This is a genomic window from Pseudoduganella namucuonensis (assembly GCF_900116645.1).
Classification (GTDB): domain Bacteria; phylum Pseudomonadota; class Gammaproteobacteria; order Burkholderiales; family Burkholderiaceae_D; genus Rugamonas; species Rugamonas namucuonensis.
Genome location: NZ_FPBO01000006.1, coordinates 171,127 through 190,375, shown reverse-complemented (window position 1 = coordinate 190,375; position 19,249 = coordinate 171,127). Strand labels below are relative to the sequence as shown.

The 19,249-nt window shown below is 66.8% G+C and carries 17 protein-coding genes; 13 read left to right on the top strand and 4 right to left on the bottom strand.

Translation table 11 applies throughout. From position 1 onward, the window contains the following. The first annotated feature begins 34 nt into the window (after positions 1–34). The 4 genes from BM436_RS08880 to BM436_RS08865 all read left to right on the top strand — a co-directional run bounded on the left by BM436_RS08880 (position 35) and on the right by BM436_RS08865 (position 3,252). A complete protein-coding gene (locus BM436_RS08880) occupies positions 35–382 on the top strand; it encodes an integration host factor subunit alpha (RefSeq protein ID WP_057157010.1) in 348 nt (115 codons plus the stop codon). Between the two features lie 22 nt (positions 383–404). After that, positions 405–809, top strand: a complete 405-nt coding sequence (locus tag BM436_RS08875) for a MerR family transcriptional regulator (RefSeq protein WP_093555147.1) — start codon at positions 405–407, stop codon at positions 807–809. Between the two features lie 185 nt (positions 810–994). Further along, positions 995–1,627 carry a response regulator gene (locus BM436_RS08870; protein ID WP_093555146.1) on the top strand — a complete coding sequence of 211 codons (633 nt, stop codon included), beginning with the start codon at positions 995–997 and terminating at the stop codon, positions 1,625–1,627. Positions 1,628–1,740: 113 nt separating this feature from the next. Next, complete coding sequence (locus BM436_RS08865) at positions 1,741–3,252, top strand: CHASE3 domain-containing protein (RefSeq protein ID WP_093555145.1); 1,512 nt, start codon at positions 1,741–1,743, stop codon at positions 3,250–3,252. On the opposite strand, the gene BM436_RS08860 is transcribed toward BM436_RS08865, so the two are convergent. Together BM436_RS08860 and BM436_RS08855 are read right to left on the bottom strand one after the other, a co-directional pair. After that, a complete protein-coding gene (locus BM436_RS08860) occupies positions 3,155–3,964 on the bottom strand; it encodes a Crp/Fnr family transcriptional regulator (protein ID WP_093555144.1) in 810 nt (269 codons plus the stop codon). The genes BM436_RS08865 and BM436_RS08860 overlap by 98 nt on opposite strands. 222 nt (positions 3,965–4,186) lie before the next feature. After that, on the bottom strand, positions 4,187–6,229 hold the full coding sequence (locus BM436_RS08855; protein ID WP_093555143.1) for a methyl-accepting chemotaxis protein: 2,043 nt from the start codon (positions 6,227–6,229) through the stop codon (positions 4,187–4,189). A gap of 129 nt (positions 6,230–6,358) precedes the next feature. Between BM436_RS08855 and BM436_RS08850 the strand changes: the two genes are divergently transcribed. The 9 genes from BM436_RS08850 (at position 6,359) to BM436_RS08810 (ending at position 18,188) form a co-directional block, all read left to right on the top strand. Beyond that, a complete protein-coding gene (locus BM436_RS08850) occupies positions 6,359–7,045 on the top strand; it encodes a response regulator transcription factor (protein ID WP_093555142.1) in 687 nt (228 codons plus the stop codon). Positions 7,046–7,047: 2 nt separating this feature from the next. Further along, positions 7,048–8,415, top strand: coding sequence for a sensor histidine kinase (locus tag BM436_RS08845; protein WP_093555141.1), 1,368 nt, complete (start codon positions 7,048–7,050; stop codon positions 8,413–8,415). A 127-nt stretch (positions 8,416–8,542) separates the two neighbouring features. Continuing rightward, on the top strand, positions 8,543–8,971 hold the full coding sequence (locus BM436_RS08840) for a type IV pilin protein (RefSeq protein ID WP_307664846.1): 429 nt from the start codon (positions 8,543–8,545) through the stop codon (positions 8,969–8,971). Next, entirely contained in the window at positions 8,959–9,591 is a 633-nt protein-coding gene (locus BM436_RS08835; protein WP_093555140.1) for a pilus assembly FimT family protein, read from the top strand. Before BM436_RS08840 ends, BM436_RS08835 begins: the two co-directional genes overlap by 13 nt. Beyond that, the gene (locus tag BM436_RS08830; RefSeq protein ID WP_229489689.1) at positions 9,543–10,034 is read left to right on the top strand and encodes a type IV pilus modification PilV family protein; all 492 of its coding nucleotides are present in this window, start codon (positions 9,543–9,545) and stop codon (positions 10,032–10,034) included. Before BM436_RS08835 ends, BM436_RS08830 begins: the two co-directional genes overlap by 49 nt. Beyond that, positions 10,031–11,203, top strand: a complete 1,173-nt coding sequence (locus BM436_RS08825; RefSeq protein ID WP_229489687.1) for a PilW family protein — start codon at positions 10,031–10,033, stop codon at positions 11,201–11,203. Before BM436_RS08830 ends, BM436_RS08825 begins: the two co-directional genes overlap by 4 nt. Next, on the top strand, positions 11,200–11,778 hold the full coding sequence (locus tag BM436_RS08820) for a hypothetical protein (protein ID WP_093555138.1): 579 nt from the start codon (positions 11,200–11,202) through the stop codon (positions 11,776–11,778). Before BM436_RS08825 ends, BM436_RS08820 begins: the two co-directional genes overlap by 4 nt. Before the next feature lie 53 nt (positions 11,779–11,831). Continuing rightward, positions 11,832–16,457: a PilC/PilY family type IV pilus protein gene (locus BM436_RS08815; protein ID WP_093555137.1), complete on the top strand. Its 4,626-nt coding sequence runs from the start codon at positions 11,832–11,834 to the stop codon at positions 16,455–16,457. Between the two features lie 63 nt (positions 16,458–16,520). Next, entirely contained in the window at positions 16,521–18,188 is a 1,668-nt protein-coding gene (locus BM436_RS08810; RefSeq protein WP_093555136.1) for a peptide chain release factor 3, read from the top strand. A gap of 271 nt (positions 18,189–18,459) precedes the next feature. On the opposite strand, the gene BM436_RS08805 is transcribed toward BM436_RS08810, so the two are convergent. Beyond that, the gene (locus tag BM436_RS08805) at positions 18,460–18,858 is read right to left on the bottom strand and encodes a cupin domain-containing protein (protein ID WP_093555135.1); all 399 of its coding nucleotides are present in this window, start codon (positions 18,856–18,858) and stop codon (positions 18,460–18,462) included. Further along, on the bottom strand, positions 18,855–19,226 hold the full coding sequence (locus BM436_RS08800) for a hypothetical protein (RefSeq protein ID WP_143133021.1): 372 nt from the start codon (positions 19,224–19,226) through the stop codon (positions 18,855–18,857). Before BM436_RS08800 ends, BM436_RS08805 begins: the two co-directional genes overlap by 4 nt. Positions 19,227–19,249 lie beyond the last annotated feature (23 nt).

Here is a 19,249-nt window from a genome sequence, read left to right as displayed (position 1 = left end):
GCAGTCCGCGCTGGACGCGGAACTGCACAGCGCGATGCTGGTGGCCAAGGTGCGCCAGGAAGCCGAAAAGGACATGCCCACGCTGACCAAGGCGGAGCTGGCCGAGTTGCTGTTCGAGCAGGTGGGCTTGAACAAGCGGGAAGCCAAGGACATGGTGGAGACCTTCTTTGACGAGATCCGCAACGCGCTCGAGCGCGGCGAGGCCGTCAAGCTGTCCGGTTTCGGCAATTTCCAGCTGCGCGACAAGCCGCAGCGGCCGGGCCGCAATCCGAAGACGGGCGAAGAGATACCGATCACCGCGCGCCGCGTGGTCACGTTCCATGCCAGCCAGAAGCTCAAGAGCATGGTCGAGGAAAGCAATCCGATGGCGCGCGCCGCCTGATCGACCCGAGTGAGCGCCGCCCATGAATGATCGTCTCGGCAAGACTGAACTGGTGGTGCTGCCGCCTATCCCTGCCAAGCGCTATTTCACGATAGGCGAGGTGAGCGAGCTGTGCGGCGTGAAGCCCCATGTGCTGCGCTACTGGGAGCAGGAGTTCACACAGCTCAAGCCGGTCAAGCGGCGCGGCAACCGGCGCTACTACCAGCACCATGAAGTGCTGCTGATACGCCGTATACGGGAATTGCTGTACGAGCAGGGCTTCACCATCAGTGGCGCGCGCAATAAGCTCGACAGCCGGCACGCGGACGGTGGGCAGACAGAGTATGATGAAGGACACACCGGGGAAACGCGGGCGCCGCGACCGCCGCCGCTGGACAGGGAAATGGTGCGCAAGGAATTGCTGGCCATCCTCGCTCTGCTCGGCTGACGCGGCCGGGCTGCTAAAGAAGGCGCGGGCGCGTCTTTTTTTTCGTCCGCCGCGCAGCGGAACCGTCGCTTGCGGACAGGAAGTGTAAAATAACGGTGCTACAATATTAATGTTATTCTTTTGCCAGTGGAAGTGTTCATGACAGTCCATTCTCTCCAAACGCAAGGAAGACACGAGGGAAAACAATGATACGCGTTGCCATATGTGACGATCATCAAATAGTAAGAGCTGGCTTCAAGCAGATATTCTCGTCGTCGGACGATTTCAGCGTGGTCGCGGAAGGCAGCACGGGGCGCGAGGCGCTCGACATCGCGCGGCGCGAGATCTGCGACGTGTTGTTGCTCGATATCGCCATGCCGGACCAGTCCGGCATCGACACGCTGCGCACGATACGCCAGGGCCAGCCCGATTTGCCGGTGCTGATCCTGTCCGGCTATCCGGCCCAGCAATACGCGCTGAACCTGTTCAAGATGGGCGCCAACGGCTACCTGAACAAGGAGTGCGAGGCGGACGAGCTGATCACCGCCGTGCGCACGGTGTTCCAGGGCCGCCGCTATGTCAGTTCGCAGGTGGGGGAATTGCTGGCGCAAAGTTTCGACCGCGATCCCAACACGGCGCCGCACACGGAGCTGTCGGACCGCGAGTTCCAGGTGTTCCTGCGCCTGGCGCGGGGCGCGACCGTGTCCGATATCGGGGTGGCGCTGTCGCTCAGCATCAAGACCGTCAGCACCTACCGCACGCGCATCATGGAAAAGATGGGCCTGCAATCGAATAGCGACCTGACGTATTACGCGATGAAGAACAACCTGCTGGAATAGCGATTTCCTAAGCGCAAAAGGTGCGCACGGTAGAAACTTGTGCGCTGCGGCAAATTTCTACTGGGTCTATAATTCCCCGGACCCGCCGTGCCAACCTTAGGATGCTTATCAGGATGTATTTCACCGTCGAATCGGCGCCCCAGCATCGACTGCCCCTGTACAAGACGGTGTTGTGCGTGACCTGCGCATTGATACTGATCGTGAACGGGTTCAGCCTGTTCCACAACCTGCAGTCGCTCAAGGGCGCCAACTTCCTGTTGGGCCAGACTTCGCGGGTCGCCGAGCGCCTGCAATACCTGAACGTGCTGGTGCTCGACGCCGAAAGCAGCATGCGCGGCTATTTCGTCTCCGGCAAGGAGGCCTACCTGGGCCCCACCCGCACCGTCTCGGCCGAGACGGAAGCCGAATTCAAGGAACTCGAACTGCTGCTGGCGGACAGCCCCAGCCAATCCAAGAACCTGGCCCAGTTGCACGCGCTGGTGCGCCGCAAGTTGGCGCTGATGACGCAGGCGATCGACGTCTACCGGCAGGCCGGCCTGGAGGAGATCGTCAACATCGCCAAGGTCAGCGACGACCGCTCCGCCATGGACGAGATCCGCCTGCTGGTGGTCATCATGGTGCAGGAGCAAAACGAGATGCTGACCAAGCGCAGCGCGGCGTTTTATCACGAATACCAGAAGGCGGTGCTGCTGGGCATGGGCATCAACGCGGTCGCCATCGTCGTGCTGATCATGTTCTACCAATTGGTGCGGCGCAGCTTCATGACGCGCGCGGCGGTCGAGCACGCCTTGCAGTCGGCCAATGAAAACCTGGAATCCACGGTCGAACAGCGAACCGAGCAGTTGTCGGTGCTGTCGCGTCACCTGATCAGCATCAGCGAGGAGGAAAAGGTGCGCCTGTCGCGCGAATTGCACGACGAGATGGGCGCCAACCTGACCTCGATCAGCATGGACGTGGCCGCCGTCATGCACCAGCTGGCCAAGACGCAGCCGGAACTGGCGTCACAGCTCAAGCGCGCCCGCGCCACCCTGCTCGACACGGTGGAGATGAAGCGGCGCATCATCGAGAACCTGCGCCCCAGCCTGCTAGACAACCTGGGCTTGTGCGCCGCCATCGAGAGTTATTGCGAGGAATTCAGCCGCCTGGCGCAAGTGCCCTGCGACACCGATATCGCCAGCCATGTCGACGGCGTGGCGAAGGCGCGCGACGCCAGCCTGGCCATCGCGCTGTTCCGCATCGTGCAGGAATCGCTGACCAATATCCGCAAGTACGCCAAGGCCACCCAGGTTAGCGTGACGCTGCAATGCGGCGAGGACGTGCTGACGCTGCGGGTCATCGACGACGGCGTGGGCATCGCCTCCAACACGCTGGTGAAGCCGATGTCGCACGGGCTGCTGGGAATGCGGGAGCGGGCTTTGCTGCTGGGAGGCACCCTCACCATACGGCGCGGCCGCAATGACAAGGGTACCTGTATCGAGGTGCATATTCCGTTGCGGGGCAAGGGAAGCGGAGCGGGCAGGGAAGGGGTCAGCAGCTGGACACGTCTACCAGCAGGCGATCGTACTCCGTTTTCGCCACCTTATAGCACTCGCCCGCATAGCGTTCCAAGCCTGAACGATCAATGACGGTGATGTTGCCGCGGCGGTAGGTGATCAGGCCGTCCTCCTGCAGCTTGCCGGCGGCGGCGGTGATGCTTTCGCGGCGCACGCCCAGCATGATGGAAATCATTTCCTGGGTCACTTTCAACTCGTTGCTGACCGAGCGGTCCAGGCGGTCCAGCAGCCAGCGGCACAGTTTCTGCTCGATCGAGCTGTGGCGGCCGCCGACGGCGTTCTGCGCCATCTGGGCGAACAGCGCGTGGTTGTAACGCATCAGCAACTGGGGCAGGGCGCCGCCCTGGTTGAAGGCGTCGCGCAGGGCTTGCGCCTTCAGGCGGTAGCCGTAGCCGGCGCTCTGCACGACGGCGCTGCACATGGCGCGCTCGCCGGGGAACATCGACACGCCGACCACGCCCTCGTGGCCCACCACCGCGATCTCGGTGGTGGCGCCGTCCTCCATCACATACAGCAGCGAGACGATGGCGGTGGTCGGGAAATACACGTTTTCAAGCTTGCTGCCATACTCGAACAGTTCCTTGCCGAACGGCAGGGCGACCAGTTCCAAATGCTCAAACAGGGATTCCAGGACTTCACGAGGCAGGGCGGCCAGCAGTTCGTTCTGCTGGGTACCGCTGTAGCTGACAACCGGCCGGGACGCAACTTTGAATTCCCGGGAATCGACAGGCATTGCCTGGGGCAGCGCCTGCATCACGGTATCGCCAAGTTGAGTGTTGTTCATTTTATTCCTCACAGACTTAAAGTACACAGTAGCGTTTCGATGCCGGTTTGCTGTCTCCGGGTGGGCTTCTGTTCTCGCTCCACTTTATCGATCGCGTTGTAGTTACTTTAAGTTCTTATGTAGGCCGCGAACATAAGACGGCTTTCCGCCCCCGTGTAGGCTCCTTGCATGGCGGCTTGTAAGTCTAGTCCTACTGCAACAAATTGCGGCAGGGATAAAACCTCAACCCTGGCGTATCAGGGGCCTCTTCCGCGACACGATGCTGGGCTTGTTTGCGCTGCGTTCGCGGGGCTGGGCCACGGTTTCCAGCGCGGCGCGGGGCGCCTGGCCGGCCGCGTGGTCCAGGCGGAAGCGGCTGACGGCCTGACTCAGCTGTACGGCCTCGTCGTGCAGCAGGTCCGCTCCTACAGAGGCTTGAAGCACCAGTGCGCCGTTCTGGCGCGTCATATCGTCGATGCGGGCCAGCGCGTGGTCCACCTGTTCGATCTCGGCGCGCTGGGCCGCCTCGGCGGCGCTGATCTGGGCGATGATGGCGGCGGTCTGCTGCACCGACCGCACCACCTGCTCCATGGTGGCGCCGGCCGAGTTCACCAGTTCGCTGCCTGCCTCCACCTTGCCGACCGAGTCGACGATCAGTTTCTTGATCTCCAGCGCGGCGGCGGCCGAGCGCTGCGCCAGGTTGCGCACCTCGCCGGCCACCACCGCGAAGCCGCGGCCCTGGTCGCCGGCGCGCGCCGCCTCGACCGCCGCGTTCAGCGCCAGGATATTGGTCTGGAAGGCGATGCCGTCGATCACGCCGATGATGTCGCTGATCTTGTCCGAACTGGCGCGGATGGCGGCCATGGTGTCGACCACGGCCGCCACGCTCTGGCCGCCCTGGCGGGCGATGGCGGTGGCCGATTGCACCAGTTGGCGCCCGTTCTCGGCGTGGGCGGCGTTGCGCTGCACGTTGGCCGTCAGCGCGCGCATCGAGGCCACGGTGGCCGACAGGTCGCCGGCCTGGGCCTCGGTGTGGCCGGACAGCTCGGTGTTGCCGCCGGCCAGCTCGTCGGCGCCGTCGGCGATGCGGCCGGCGCCGGTGCGGATCCCCTCCACCAGCGTGGCCAGCGCCCGCGTCATGCCGCCGAAGGCGTTGACCAGCGCGCCGATCTCGTCGCGCGCGGGGGAGGCGATGGTTTGCGTGAGGTCGCCGGCGGCGGCGGCCTGCACCGCGCGGTTCAGGCTGCCCACGTCGCGCGAGAACGACAGGTAGAAGCCGGCGAACAGGTAGGCGGCGGCGGCCATCGCGGCCAGCACGCCCAGCAGCATCAAGTCGCGGCGCAGCAGGTCGCGCGCCATGCGCTCGGCCAGCAGCTGGTCCAGCGCCTTGGCCGAGGCGCCGGCGAAGGCGTACAGGCCGTCGATGGCCTGGTTGGCGGCCGCGTTGAATTCCTTGCCGGAGGTCTGGTTGTAGGAGTTGGTGACCTCGTTCCTGCTGCGTTCCAGGAAGGCCAGCGCGGCGGGCGCGGCGCCCATGTGGGGCTGCAAAGCGGCCTTCAATTGCGGATTGTGCTGCAGGATGGCCGCGACCTGGGCCGGCAGGCGGTCCAGGTTGTGGCGGGCGATCATGGCGGTCGCGTTCAGCAGCTGGTCCTCGTTGCCCTCCAACAGGCCGCTGTCGATGTAGGCGCCGCCGCGGGCGGCGATCACCGACAAGTCCTCGGCGATGTCCGGCAGGGTCTTGATGAAGGTGGCGATCAGGTAGTAGGTCTGCACCTCCGGGTCCAGGCTGAGGCTGGAGCGGTCCGCCACCAGGGTGCCGAGCTTGCCGATCTGCCCGATCAGGGCGCCGTGCAGGGCGACGCTGTCCTTGGCGTCCATCGCGGCCTGGCGTTCGGACAGCGCGCTCCAGGCCTGGCGCACGGCGGCCCACTCGGGCAGGCCGGACAGGCCGTCGGCGTCCTTCTGCCAGGCATCCAGGCGTTTCAAGCGGAACGCGATGTCGTCGCGCAGCGCCTTGCCGTCGACCTGCTGGCGGGCGGCCAGGCGCAGCCGTTCCAGCGCGCGGTGCCGCTGCACCAGCCGGGTGACGTCCTTCAACTGGCCGATGTAGGCCACGCCGCGCTGCTCGCGCTCGGTGACGGCTATGGACTTGTGCAACTCGTTCATCAGCAACGCCGCCACCAACAGCAGCGGCAACAGGAACACCAGCGTAACGAGCATGAACTTGTGGAACAGGCGCAGGCGCTGCATCAGGGCGATGGCAGGGCGGAGGAGGGTCTTCATGGGGGATTCCGTAGGGGATTGAAATTGCTTCAACGCAATAATGCCTGCGAAATATGACAACTTGATGAATGGCCGGCGCGGCTCTATAGTACGGGCACCATGCGGCGGGGCCGCGGCGAAAGGCGATTGATGCACGTGTTACTGGTGGAAGACGATGCCGTCCTGGCGGATGGCTTGAACCGCATATTGACCGGCCACGGCATGGCGGTCGACGTGCTGCGCAGCGGCACCGACGCGGACGCCCTGCTGCAGCGCGCCGAGGCCGCCGAGGTGGCGGTGGTGGTGCTGGACATCGGCCTGCCCGGCATCGACGGCTTCGAGGTGGTGCGCCGCCTGCGCGCGCGCGGCAACCACACGCCGGTGCTGTTGCTGACCGCGCGCGACGCCATCGAGGACCGCGTGCGCGGCCTGGAGCTGGGCGCGGACGACTACCTGGTGAAACCCTTCGCCACGCCGGAACTGGTGGCGCGGCTGCGCGCGCTGGTGCGGCGCAACGCGCCCAAGCCCGCCGTGCTGGCGCTGGGCGACCTGGCGCTGGACGGCGACACCAAGCGCGCCCGCGTCAAGGACCGCACGATCGAACTGTCCGCGCGCGAATGGGCGGTGCTGGAATACCTGCTGCAGCATGGCGCCCGCGTGGTGTCCAAGCAGCAGATCATCGACGCCATCCTGCCCTGGGGCGAGGAGATGACCCTGAACGCGGTGGAGGTCTATATTTCGCGGCTGCGCCTGAAGATCGCCGACGCCGGCATCACCATCCGCACCATCCGCGGCTTCGGCTATATGCTGGAACAGACACCTTCCGCGGGCGCCTGACCGTGTCCAGCATCCGGCTGCGGCTGCTCAAGTGGCTGATCGCCCCCATCCTGCTGATCAACCTGGCGGGCGGCGCGCTGACCTATATGCTGGCCTGGCTGCCGGCGCAGATCGCCTTCGACCAGAGCCTGTCCGACGCCGCCGGCGCGCTCGGCGCGCGCCTGTCCAACGAGGGCGGCGCCTGGCGCATCGACCTGCCGCCGCAGGCCGAGCAGGTGCTGCGCAACGACGACGCCGACGCCGTCTATTTCGTCGTGCGCGACCGCGCCGGCCGCGCCATCGCCGGCGACGCCGACTTCCCCGCGCTGCGCCAGCCGGCCCGGGCCGGGGCGGCGCTCGCCTACGACGGCGTGATGCGCGGCGAGGCGGTCAGGGTGACCTCCCTGCGCCTGGACGCTGGCGCGGCGCCGGCCGACATCGCCTACATCGGCGTCGCCAAGACCCTGCGCAAGCGCACGCAGATCCGCCAGGCCATTTTCCGCGCGCTGGTGTTGCTGGACGGCCTGTTCACGCTGGCCTGCGTGGGCCTGATCTGGTTCTCGGTCACCAACGGCCTGCGCCCGCTGGACCGCATGCGCGCCAACCTGAACGCGCGCGCCCGCGACGACCTGGCGCCGATCCAGCAGGCCGAGGTGCCCTACGAGCTGGAACCCGTGGTGCACGCCTTCAACGGCCTGCTGGCCAAGGTCAGCGAGGGCGCCCAGGCCCAGCACGACTTCCTGGCCAACGTGGCGCACCAGCTGCGCACGCCGCTGGCCGGCCTGAAGGCCCAGCTCGAGTGGCTGGCCGACCGCCACGAGGAGCCGGAGACGGCCCATTCGATACGGCTGATGCTGCTATCGACCGAGCGCATGATACGGCAGACCAACCAGCTGCTGGCGCTGGCGCGCGCCGAGCCCAGCCATTTCGAGAAGACCCGGCTGGAGCCCGTGCAACTGAACCTGCTGGTGGAGGACAGCGTGCAGCAATTCGTCGAGCAGGCGGCGCGCAAGTCCATCGACCTGGGCTTCGAACTGGAGCGCACCGAGGTGATGGGCGACCGCTTCCTGCTGCGCGACCTGATCGACAACCTGGTCGACAACGCGCTGCGCTACACGCCCGAGCGCGGCACGGTGACGGTGCGCTGCGCGCCGGCCGCGGCGGGCGCGCAGGGCGGCGGCCTGCTGGAGGTGGAGGATTCCGGTCCCGGCATCCCGCCGGCGCGGCGCGAGGCGGTGTTCAACCGCTTCGTGCGGCTGGACGACAAGACCACCGGCAGCGGCCTGGGCCTGGCCATCGTGCGCGACATCGCCGCCGCGCACGGCGCCGCGATCGCCGTCGGTGCCGGCCCAAGCGGGCAGGGCGCGCTGTTCTCCGTGCGTTTCCCCTGAAAATCCGCCCGAAAATCCAAGGTTTGTGCGCTTGTCAGGAATTTGTCAGCATTTCCTCAGGGAAATGCAAGCTACGGACGCTACCATGACCGGCATGGCATGGGGCCATGCAACCACGGAGCGCACCATGATGAAACGCATACAACACGGCTTCTCGATGGTCGAGATCATGATCGTCGTGGCCATCGTCGGCATCCTGTCCGCCGTGGCCTTGCCGGCGTACACCGACTACCTGACCCGCGGCCGCCTGAGCGAGGCCTTCTCCTCCCTGGGCGGGGCGCAGCCGGCCGCCGAGCAGTTCTGGGCCAACAACCGCACCTACGTCGGTTTCGACGCCGCCAGCACCTTCCCCGCCAACACGTCCAACTTCACCTACGCGCTGTCCGGCGCCACCACCTCGGCCTACGTCATCACCGCCACCGGCATCGGCAAGACGGACGGCTTCGTCTACACCGTGAACCAGAACGGCAGCCAGGCCACCACCGGCTCGCCGAGCGGCTGGGGCACCAGCGCCACCTGCTGGGTGGACCGCAAGGGCGGCGTATGTTCCCACTAGGCATACGCCGGCAGCGCGGCGCCACCCTCATCGAGCTGATGATGGGACTGGCCGTGATCGCCTTCGTGCTGGCGCTGGGCATGCCCAGCATGTCGCATTGGGTGACCATGAACAAGGCCACCTCGGCCGGCGAGTTCTACGCGGAAGGCTTCTCGATGGCGCGCCGCCAGGCCGTGCTGCACAACGCCGCCAGCCGCATCGTGCTGTCGCCCAACCTGGCCAACGGCCAGATGGACTGGCAGGTCGACATCTGCTTCCCCGTCACCGGCACGCCCTGCAACGACCAGAGCGGCGCGTGGTCCACCACCACCACGGCGGCCGCCAACGACCCGGACGGCGCGGCCGGCTTCACCTCCGTGTTCCGCGCCGCCGACTCGCTGCCGCAGTCCGACGTGCTGGCGCCCAGCCTGGTGCCCGACGGCGCCTCGACCATCTATTTCACCTCGCTGGGCTGGGTCGACACCACGGTGGACGCGCGCCTGACCCGCATCCGCCTGGACCCGGCCGATCGCTACCACGGCGAAATCCCGTCCGTCGCCGTCAGCGTGACCTTGGCCGGCATGGCGACCAAATGCAACCCCACCGTGAACGCGCCCGATTCGCGCGCCTGCCCGCCATGAACACGCCACCCCGCATCCCTTGCCGGCCCCCGGCGCCGCGCCGTCAGCGCGGCGTGGCCCTGCTGGAAGCCATCATCGCCATCGTCATCCTCGGCATCGGCCTGATGGGCACGGTCGGCATGCAGGCGCGCGCCTATTCGGCGTTGTCCGACGCCGGCGCGCGCGCCGAGGCCACCATCGCCGGCGAGCGCCTGCTCGGCATGATGAGCAACGACACGGCCAACCTGGCCAGCTACGCGGTGGCCGAGAACGGCACGCCGACGGCGCAGCTGTCGCCCTGGCTGGCCGAGACGCGGGTGGCGATCCCGAACGCCATCGTGTCGGTGGTGGTGACGCCGCAGGTGGGCCGCTCGCGGGTGGACATCAGCATGCGCTGGACCCGCAAGGCCGGCGGCGCCGAAAACCGCCATGTGCTGACCTCCTACGTGGCGGACGCGTCATGATGCGCCTCACTCGTCCGCGCCGCGCCGGCGGCTTTTCCATCGTCGAGATGATGGTGGCGGTGACGGTGGGCCTGCTGGCCATCATGTTCGCCACCCGCCTGATCGTGGGCGCCGAGAAGAACAAGACGTCCTCGCTGGGCGGCTCGGACCAGATGCAGAACGGCATGCTGGCGCTGTTTTCCATCAACGGCGACGCGGCCCAGGCCGGCTGGGGCCTGAACGACGAGCTGCTGGTCGGCTGCGACACCACCCTCAGCGACACCGACGGCTACACGCTGGCCAGCGCCACCCGCGGCGCCGCCACCATCACGCCGCTGGCGCCGGTGGTGATCACCAACAGCGCCACCGGCTCGGACCAGCTCAGCCTGTACTCGGGCAGCGCGTCCAGCGGCGTGGGCTCGGTCAAGGTGCGCTCGACCTACCTGGGCGCGGACGCGCTGGACATCGACACCCAGGCCCCGTTCGGCTTCGCCAGCGGCGACGTGGTGGTGGTGGCGCCCGAGCCCAGCGGCGGCGGCAACTGCGCCGTGGCCCAGCTCAGCGCCGACCCGCTGACCTCGACGCTGGCCTTCGCCAGCGGCGGCGCGGCGCGCTTCAACAGCGGCACGCTGGGCGGCAACGCCTACACCGCCGGCCGCGCCCGCGTGTTCAACCTGGGGCCGGCGCGCAACCTGTCGCTGCACACCTGGTCGGTGCAGAACGGCGTGTTGCTGCTGCGCGCCAGCAACCTGGCCGGCGCCACCACGGCCGGCTCGGCGGTGGTGGACAACATCGTCGCGCTCAAGGCGCAATACGGCTTCGACACCCGCGCCGACGCCATCTTCAGCGCGTCGGCCGGCATGCAGGTGTCGCAATGGTCGAACACCATGATCGACGCGGACGGGCTGGGCGGCGTCGGCAGCGCCGGCGACTACCGCCGCGTGGCGGCGGTGCGCATCGCCGTGGTGGCGCGCAGCGCGGCGCCGGAGAAGCCCGGCTCCTCCGGCGTGTGCAGCGCCACCAGCACCTTGCCGACCGCGTTCGCCGCGGCCAGCCCGGCCGGCGTGGCCGCCGCGCCGGTCACGGTGAGCGTGGCCATCACCGGCGACCCGGTCGACTGGAAGTGCTACCGCTACCGGGTATTCGAAACCATCGTCCCTATCCGCAACGCGGGCTGGAGGCCGGCATGACGCCCCATCAACGACAAAGCGGCCTGGCGCTGCCCGTCATGCTGATCATGCTGACGGTGATGCTGATCAGCAGCGTGTACCTGGTGAAGTCCACCACCTCCACCACGCTGACGACCTCCAACCTGGCCTACGACTCGGCGCTCAGCAAGGCGGCCGACCTGGGGCTGCACACGGCGTTCCAGTATCTGAGCACCACGCCGCGCGCGACGCTGCTGCAGAACGACGCCGCCAACGGCTACCAGGCCACGATGAACCCCACGCTGTCGGTCAACAGCACGGGCTTCTGGACCGGCGCCGTGACGCTGACCGACCCGGCCGGCAACCGGGTGCAGTACGTGATCAACCGCATGTGCATGTTCGCCGGGGACTACAACTCCACCAACCCGGTCAACCGCTGCACCGTCACCTCCAGCAAGGCGCGGGTGGGGGCGGCCACGCGCCTGGGCGACAGCCTGTCGTCCGACCGCTCGGAGTACAACGCCATTCCGGAACTGCATTACGTCGTCACCTCGCGCATCTTCGGCGCGCGCGGCGGCAATGTGGTCACGCAGGCGGTGGTGATGATGGGGCCGTGACGGCCCGCCGCACGCCTCCGCCGCACCGCACCGCCTTTTTATTAGGACCCGACATGAACCGCAAACTCGCCACCCTCGCCAGCCCGGCCGCGCCGCTGTTCGCCCTCCTCGCGCTGGCGGCGGCCCTGCTGCCGCCGGCCGCGCTGGCCGCCACCACCAACATCGCGCAGGTGCCGCTGCTGAACATCACGGGCACGGGCACCGTCAAGCCCAATCTGATGCTGTTGTTCGACAACTCCGGCTCCATGGAGCAGCACTACACGCCGGACCACGTCAACGACAACCTGTGCCGCTCCAGCGCCAAGCTGTCGAACGGGGTCACCTCGTGCAACGTGGGCCATCCGCCGTTCATGTCGCCGGACTTCAACCGCCAGATCTACAACCCCAAGATCCGCTACCAGCCGCCGATCAAGGCCGACGGCACCTATTACGCGGAACAGACGGCGACCGCCACCAGCAACTGGACCAGCGTGGCCAGCGACGGCTTCGGCGTGTTCAACAAGGACCTGTACGGCGCCAGCGACACCACCATCAACCTGACCAACGGCTTCCCCGACCTCAAGTGGTGCGACCCGAGCAACACCACCGACTGCCGCTTCAACACCGCCACCTACACCTACCCGGACAACACCTACAGGACCGCCACCGCGATCACCACCGGGCCGTACTACTACAACATCGCGGTGGCCGAATACTGCACCGACGACACCATGACGGTATGCAAATCGACCGCCGCCGGCGCCGCCGCGCCGGCCGGCTATCCGGTGCCGGTGAAGGTACGCTGGTGCACCACCACCGCGCTGGTGACCTGCCAGGCCAAGCGCGTGGGCAGCTACATCTATCCCCGCTATTCGACCGCCAGCGGCGCCGTGGCGTCGTACGGCACCATCACGATCGGCGCCTCCGGCTCCAGCAGCTCGCTCAACATCACGTCCGTGACCATCCCGGACCCCTCCACCCAGCGCACCATCACCAACGGCACCGTGACGGCCTCCAGCGGCACCAACACCGCCCTCAAGCAGCAGACTCTGGCCAGCGCGCTGGCGGCCAGCATCATCGCCAAGACCGGGCTGACCAACCAGTACTACGCCTGCGTGAAGACGCCGATCGGCCAGCCCACCGTGCCGGCCTGCTCGACCTTCGGCATCACCCTCGCCAGCGAAAGCGTGGTGGCCGTGGTGCCGGTGCTGTGCAGCGGCGCCAAGTCGACCACCAACTGCCTGACGATCAACGACAACAGCCGCTCCGGCTGGGGCATCACCGTCAACGTCAACACCGTCACCGCCACGCCGGCCACCACCGGCCAGCCGCCGACGGCGCTGCTGTCGGTCACCGGCACCACGGCCAACAGCGGCACGCCGGCGCTGTCCTACGTGCGCCTGGCCGGCACCACCATCGCCAGCAATATCGGCCTGACCAGGAACGTCGGCGCCACCACGGTGGTGTCCAAGATCGTCGCGGCCATCAACGCCAACGCCGCCACCAGCGCCACCATCAAGGCCTACACCGGCGGCAACAACATCACCGGCTACTGCGCGCAGCAACCCAGCACCACGGTCTGCATCGTCAACAGCACGGTCACCTCCAACACCGGCACCGTCACCACCGGCACGCTGACCAACGGCGGCAGCGTCGCCTTCACCACCGTCAGCGGCACCAGCATCACCGACACCATACCGGCCACCACGGCGGCGCTGTCGTCCGGTTCCGAGGCGCCCAGCACCTTCGTGCGCGTGAACATCGTCAGCGGCACCACCTATCCCAAGGCCGCCGACCGGGTCGATTGCGTGGCCACCGCCGGTGTGTGCACCTATACCGAGGAAATGACCAACTTCGCCAACTGGTACACCTACTACAAGAGCCGCTTGCAAATGATGAAGACGTCGGTGGGCATCGCCTTCGCCGCCATCAACGCCAACTACCGTGTCGGCTACGTGAAGCTGTCCGCCGCCGGCGCGGCGGGCGCGATCGACATGAAACCGGCCGACTTCACCGGCACCTCGCGCACCAACTGGTACAGCACCCTGTACAACACCACCACCAGCGGCTCGACCCCGATCCGCACGGCGATGGACAACGTGGGCCGCATGTACGCCAACCTCACGCCCTACAACTACGCGGCGGGCCAGGAGGTGGTGCAGTACCCGTGCCAGCCCAACTTCCTGATCCTGACCACCGACGGCTACTGGAACGGCAGCAGCACCAATAACGTGGTCAACAACGACAACGTGGAGAGCTCGGACCGCTTCTGCACCCAGAGCCGCGGCTGCGTGGACCCCCGCGCGCAAACCCAGCCCTCCATCTCGGACGTGGCGCTGCACTGGTACAACGGCGGCTCCAGCACCGGCACGGTCTCGCTGCGGCCCTCGCTGGAACCGGACATGACCAAGCCCGGATCGGTGCCCGCCGCCGCCGGCGAGAACACCCACCTGCACATGAACACCTACACGCTGGGCCTGGGCATGGACGGCGTGATGACCTACGAGGCGAATTACGACACCGCGCCCAAGGTGGGCGGGGACTTCTACAACCTGATCACCGGCGTGACCAGCGGCTGCCCCTGGAACGGCGGCGGCGCCTACGTCTGGCCGGACCCGCAAACCACCAGCACCGCCAGCACCGTGCAAGAGCGGGTGGACGACCTGTGGCACGCGGCCATCAACGGCCACGGCAAGTACTTCAGCGCCAACGAACCGAAGGAAGTGGTGGAGGGGCTGGCGTCCGCGCTGGCCAACATGCAGGTCTCGGTCGGCGCGGCGGCGGCGGCGGCGACCTCCACCCCCAACATCTCGCAGCAGGACAACGACATCTTCTCGGACACCTTCACCACCGTGAAATGGTACGGCGAGCTGTCGGACAAGAAGATCGACCCCGCCACCGGCATCGTCGGTACCACCGCCGTGTGGGTCAGCTCGGACACCGTGGGCCTGAAGGTGGCCGACGATTCGCGCACCATCTACATGCAGGACACCGCGACCACCGGCGCCAAGAAGGAATTCAAGTACGCGGCCATGAACGCCACCGAGAAGGCCTGGTTCGCCAACAAGTGCACCTCGCTGTCGCAGTGCACGCTGCTGTCCTCCAGCGACCGCGACATCGTCAACAACGGCACCCACATGGTCAACTGGCTGCGCGGCGTGCAGACCTACGCCAACGACGAGATCTTCCGCGCCTACACGATGACGACCAACACGCCGTCCGGCGCGGCCGGTCCGATCCCCATCGTGCTGGGCGACATCGCCTCGTCCAAGCCGGCCTACATGCGCGACCCGCGCAAGAGCTACACCACCACCGGCTACGACCAGTTCAAGACCGACAACGCGACCCGCGCGGGCACCGTCTTCACCGCCGCCAACGACGGCATGCTGCACGCCTTCGACGCCGCCACCGGCGAGGAACTGTGGGCCTACGTGCCGCGCATCACCATGAAGAAGCTGTACAACCTCTCCAGCACCACCTACGGCACCAACCACATCTTCACCACCGACGGCTCGCCCGAGCTGGGCGACGTGCAGATCGGCGGCGTGTGGAAGACCGTGCTGGTGGCGGGCCTGAACGGCGGTGGCCGCGGCTTCTACGCGCTGGACGTGACCGACCCCGCCAACCCGGTGGTGCTGTGGGAGCTGTGCGCCGACTCCACCGTCTGCGCCCTCAACGACCCGGACATCGGCCTGACCTTCGGCAACGCCCAATACGGCATGTGGCGCGGGCAGTGGGTGGTGTTCCTCACCTCCGGCTACAACAACGTGCCCGGCACCGACGGCGTGGCGACCGGCAACGGGCAGGGCACGCTGTACATCGTCAACGTGGCCACCGGCGCCATCCTGAAGAAGGTGTCCACGCTGGCCGGTGACACCACCACGCCGTCCGGGCTGGCCAAGATCACCGCCATCTCGGCCGACCCGGCCACCGACCCCGTGGTCACCTACATCTACGGCGGCGACAACCAGGGCCAGTTGTGGCGCTTCGACCTGACCGACACGGCGACCACCAACGTGGGCCTGCTGAAACTGGGCGACACCGGCGCGCTGCAACCCATCACCACGCGGCCGGACGTGACGCTGTGCCAGGCCGCCGACGCCTCCGGCACCCTGTACGCGCAGCGCGTGGTGCTGTTCGGCACCGGACGGCTGCTGGACGTACCCGACACCGCCAACACCGACGTGCAAAGCCTGTACCTGGTGAAGGACGTGAACGCGGCCGTCAGCGTGCGCGGCGCCGGCATGGTGCGGCAGACCCTGAGCCTGCAAGGCTCCAGCAGCAACGTCAACACCTACACCATCACCACCAACGACGTGGACCTGAACACCCAGAGCGGCTGGTACTTCGACTGGACGCTGAACGCGGGCGAGCGCATGAACCTGGACCCGAAAATCGTCAGCGGCGTGGCCAACGTGGTGACCAACATGCCGACTTCCTCGTCGGCCTGCTCGGTGGGCGGCTCCAGCAACGTGTATGGCCTGGACGTGTGCACCGGCACGCCGCCCACCGGCACCGTGGCCGGCACCACGCTGTCCAACACGTCGGCGGCGGTGGGCTTCATCATCATCCGCCTGCCCAAGGGCGAGCTGAAGATGATCGTCACCACCGCCAAGGGCGAGACCCTGACCAAGCCGCTGACCGAGCTCAATTCGGCCAACGCGCACAAGGTGGGCTGGCGCAGGGTGAAGACAGATTGAAGGCGGGGTTGTAAACCTGTAAAATCATGGGTTTTTTGCGGGGCCATAAAATGGTCGCGAATTATGGCCAACGAAATCGACAGCAGTAACCCGGAAAACAGTGTTGAGAACAGCGAAGCGGCGGGCGGCAAGACGCCCGCGCTGATCGCGCGCGAAGTCAAGCGCCGCCGCACCTTCGGCATCATCTCCCACCCGGACGCCGGTAAAACCACGCTGACCGAGAAGCTGCTGCTGTTCTCGGGCGCGATCCAGATGGCCGGCACCGTCAAGGCCCGCAAGAGCGGCCGCCACGCCACGTCGGACTGGATGGAGATCGAGAAGCAGCGCGGCATTTCCGTCGCCTCGTCGGTGATGCAGTTCGAATTCCGCGACCACATCATCAACCTGCTCGACACCCCCGGCCACCAGGACTTCTCGGAAGACACCTACCGCGTGCTGACGGCGGTGGACTCGGCGCTGATGGTGATCGACGCGGCCAAGGGCGTGGAGGCGCAGACCATCAAGCTGCTGGACGTCTGCCGCATGCGCAACACGCCCATCGTCACCTTCATGAACAAGCTGGACCGCGAATGCCGCGACCCGCTGGAACTGCTGGACGAGCTGGAATCGGTGCTGAAAATCCAGTGCGCGCCGGTGACCTGGCCGATCGGCATGGGCAAGAACTTCCGCGGCGTGTACCACCTGCTGCGCGACGAGATCCTGCTGTTCCGCGCCGGCGAGGAGAGCGCCGACCAGTCCTTCGAGGTCATCAAGGGCATCGACAATCCGCGCCTGCAGGAGATGTTCCCGCTCGAGATGGACCAGCTGCGCATGGAAGTGGAGCTGGTGAACGGCGCCTCGCACCCGTTCGACCTGGAGGAATTCCTGGCCGGCGTGCAGACGCCCGTGTTCTTCGGCTCCGCCATCAACAACTTCGGCGTGCGCGAGATCCTGTCCGCGCTGGTCGACTGGGCGCCCGCGCCGCGCGGCCGCGACGCCACCGTGCGCGTGGTCGAACCGACCGAACAGCCATTCACCGGCTTCGTGTTCAAGATCCAGGCCAATATGGACCCGGCCCACCGCGACCGCATCGCCTTCCTGCGCGTGTGCTCGGGACGTTTCGAGCGCGGCATGAAGGTCAAGCACCTGCGCCTGGGGCGCGAGGTGAAAGTGTCGTCAGTGGTGACGTTCATGGCATCGTCGCGCGAACAGGTGGAAGAGGCGTACGCCGGCGACATCATCGGCCTGCCCAACCACGGCAACATGCAGATCGGCGACAGCTTCTCGGAAGGGGAGGCGCTGACCTTCACCGGTATCCCGTACTTCGCGCCGGACTTCTTCCGCCAGGTCCGCATCCGCAACCCGCTGAAGATCAAGCAGTTGCACAAGGGGCTGCAGCAGCTGGGCGAGGAGGGCGCGGTGCAGGTCTTCAAGCCCGTGCAGGGCGGTGAACTGGTGCTGGGCGCGGTGGGTGTGCTGCAGTTCGAGGTGGTGGCCAGCCGATTGATGAACGAATACGGCGTCGACGCCGTGTTCGAAGGCACCAGCATCAGCAGCGCGCGCTGGGTCTCCAGCGACGACAAGAAATCCCTGGTCGACTTCGAAGCCGCCCTGGGCCACAACGTCGCCTACGACGCCGCCGGCAACATGGCGTACCTGGCGACGTCCGGTGTGAATCTGCGCCTGACGCAGGAACGCTGGCCGAAGCTGCAATTCCACGCCACGCGCGAGCACGCGGCCAAGCTGAGCTGATCCCCATCCACCCGCGCCGCATCCAGGGGACAGACCCCTCGGTGACGGCGCTGGCCATCATCAGCGCCGCCGAATCGGGGTCTGTTCCCGGTTCCGTCGCCTCGTCTAGCAGCGAATTCACGGCGTAGAGCCCATGCCTGCTGTAATAGTCCGTCCCGTGCAAGAAGAACCAGGTCCGCCGCACATCGTCGTTCCCGCGCAGGGTGAAGCAGGGGTTTCGCAGAGCATCGCTCTGCGCCTGCGAAACGACCGGAACGGGGGAACCCAAGTTCTACTTAGCCGCTGCCGCCAGCGGCTTTCCTTTTTCGACTACATACACCCCAACCAGCTTCATCACCGTCCCGCCCACGTTTCTGGCGTCATGCACCTTCCCCGCCGGGATAACGAATGCCTCCCCCGCCTTCACGCGCCTGGGATCCTCCCCATCAATCAGCAACTCCCCCTCGCCCTCGAGGACATAGCTGATCTCATCGCCCGGATGCGTATGCCGACCCGCCACCGCGCCCGGCTCCAGCTCCACGCGCGCCACCACCGCCTCGTGCCCCGGCGCCGCCACGTCCGACTTCGTCACCACGGTGCGCTTGATCCCCGCGCCCTGCGCCAACACAGCACCCGACACCGCGAACAAAAACGCGGCCACAAAGGCCGACGCATAGACAGGCTGTCTCATGGATTTCCTTCCTTCAGTTTGGGGTGGGGGGAGAGATGGGGATCGTTGCCGAAGAAGAGCGCATCGAGGATGCTGGCGGACCAGCATAGAACGCAGGCGAGGGTGGCCGCCGTCATGGCCGGGCCATCGACCCGCGAGGCGGCGATCTGCTCGGCGATCAGCTGCACGTCGAAAGGCAGCGAACCGTCGGCCAGCCGGCCGGCCAGCGCGTTCATCTGCGTGTATGCCACTTTCAGAATATAGAGAGCGCCCAACAGCGTCGGCACCAGGAAAATACATCCCCGCGCCAACCGCTTGAGCACCAGGATCTGCCCGAGCCCCGGGAAAAGCAGACCGGACAACAAAGCCGCTTTGATCGATTGCCTCATCAGATTTGCGCGTGAAACCTCGG

Coding starts and splice junctions, on each gene's coding strand:
- BM436_RS08805 (WP_093555135.1), bottom strand. CDS start 18,858: ATGAGACAGCCTGTCTATGCGTCGGCCTTTGTGGCCGCGTTTTTGTTC.
- BM436_RS08825 (WP_229489687.1), top strand. CDS start 10,031: ATGATGCGCCTCACTCGTCCGCGCCGCGCCGGCGGCTTTTCCATCGTC.
- BM436_RS08820 (WP_093555138.1), top strand. CDS start 11,200: ATGACGCCCCATCAACGACAAAGCGGCCTGGCGCTGCCCGTCATGCTG.
- BM436_RS08810 (WP_093555136.1), top strand. CDS start 16,521: ATGGCCAACGAAATCGACAGCAGTAACCCGGAAAACAGTGTTGAGAAC.
- BM436_RS08870 (WP_093555146.1), top strand. CDS start 995: ATGATACGCGTTGCCATATGTGACGATCATCAAATAGTAAGAGCTGGC.
- BM436_RS08875 (WP_093555147.1), top strand. CDS start 405: ATGAATGATCGTCTCGGCAAGACTGAACTGGTGGTGCTGCCGCCTATC.
- BM436_RS08865 (WP_093555145.1), top strand. CDS start 1,741: ATGTATTTCACCGTCGAATCGGCGCCCCAGCATCGACTGCCCCTGTAC.
- BM436_RS08880 (WP_057157010.1), top strand. CDS start 35: ATGCTGGTGGCCAAGGTGCGCCAGGAAGCCGAAAAGGACATGCCCACG.
- BM436_RS08800 (WP_143133021.1), bottom strand. CDS start 19,226: ATGAGGCAATCGATCAAAGCGGCTTTGTTGTCCGGTCTGCTTTTCCCG.
- BM436_RS08840 (WP_307664846.1), top strand. CDS start 8,543: ATGATGAAACGCATACAACACGGCTTCTCGATGGTCGAGATCATGATC.
- BM436_RS08830 (WP_229489689.1), top strand. CDS start 9,543: ATGCAACCCCACCGTGAACGCGCCCGATTCGCGCGCCTGCCCGCCATG.
- BM436_RS08815 (WP_093555137.1), top strand. CDS start 11,832: ATGAACCGCAAACTCGCCACCCTCGCCAGCCCGGCCGCGCCGCTGTTC.
- BM436_RS08860 (WP_093555144.1), bottom strand. CDS start 3,964: ATGAACAACACTCAACTTGGCGATACCGTGATGCAGGCGCTGCCCCAG.
- BM436_RS08835 (WP_093555140.1), top strand. CDS start 8,959: ATGTTCCCACTAGGCATACGCCGGCAGCGCGGCGCCACCCTCATCGAG.
- BM436_RS08855 (WP_093555143.1), bottom strand. CDS start 6,229: ATGAAGACCCTCCTCCGCCCTGCCATCGCCCTGATGCAGCGCCTGCGC.
- BM436_RS08850 (WP_093555142.1), top strand. CDS start 6,359: ATGCACGTGTTACTGGTGGAAGACGATGCCGTCCTGGCGGATGGCTTG.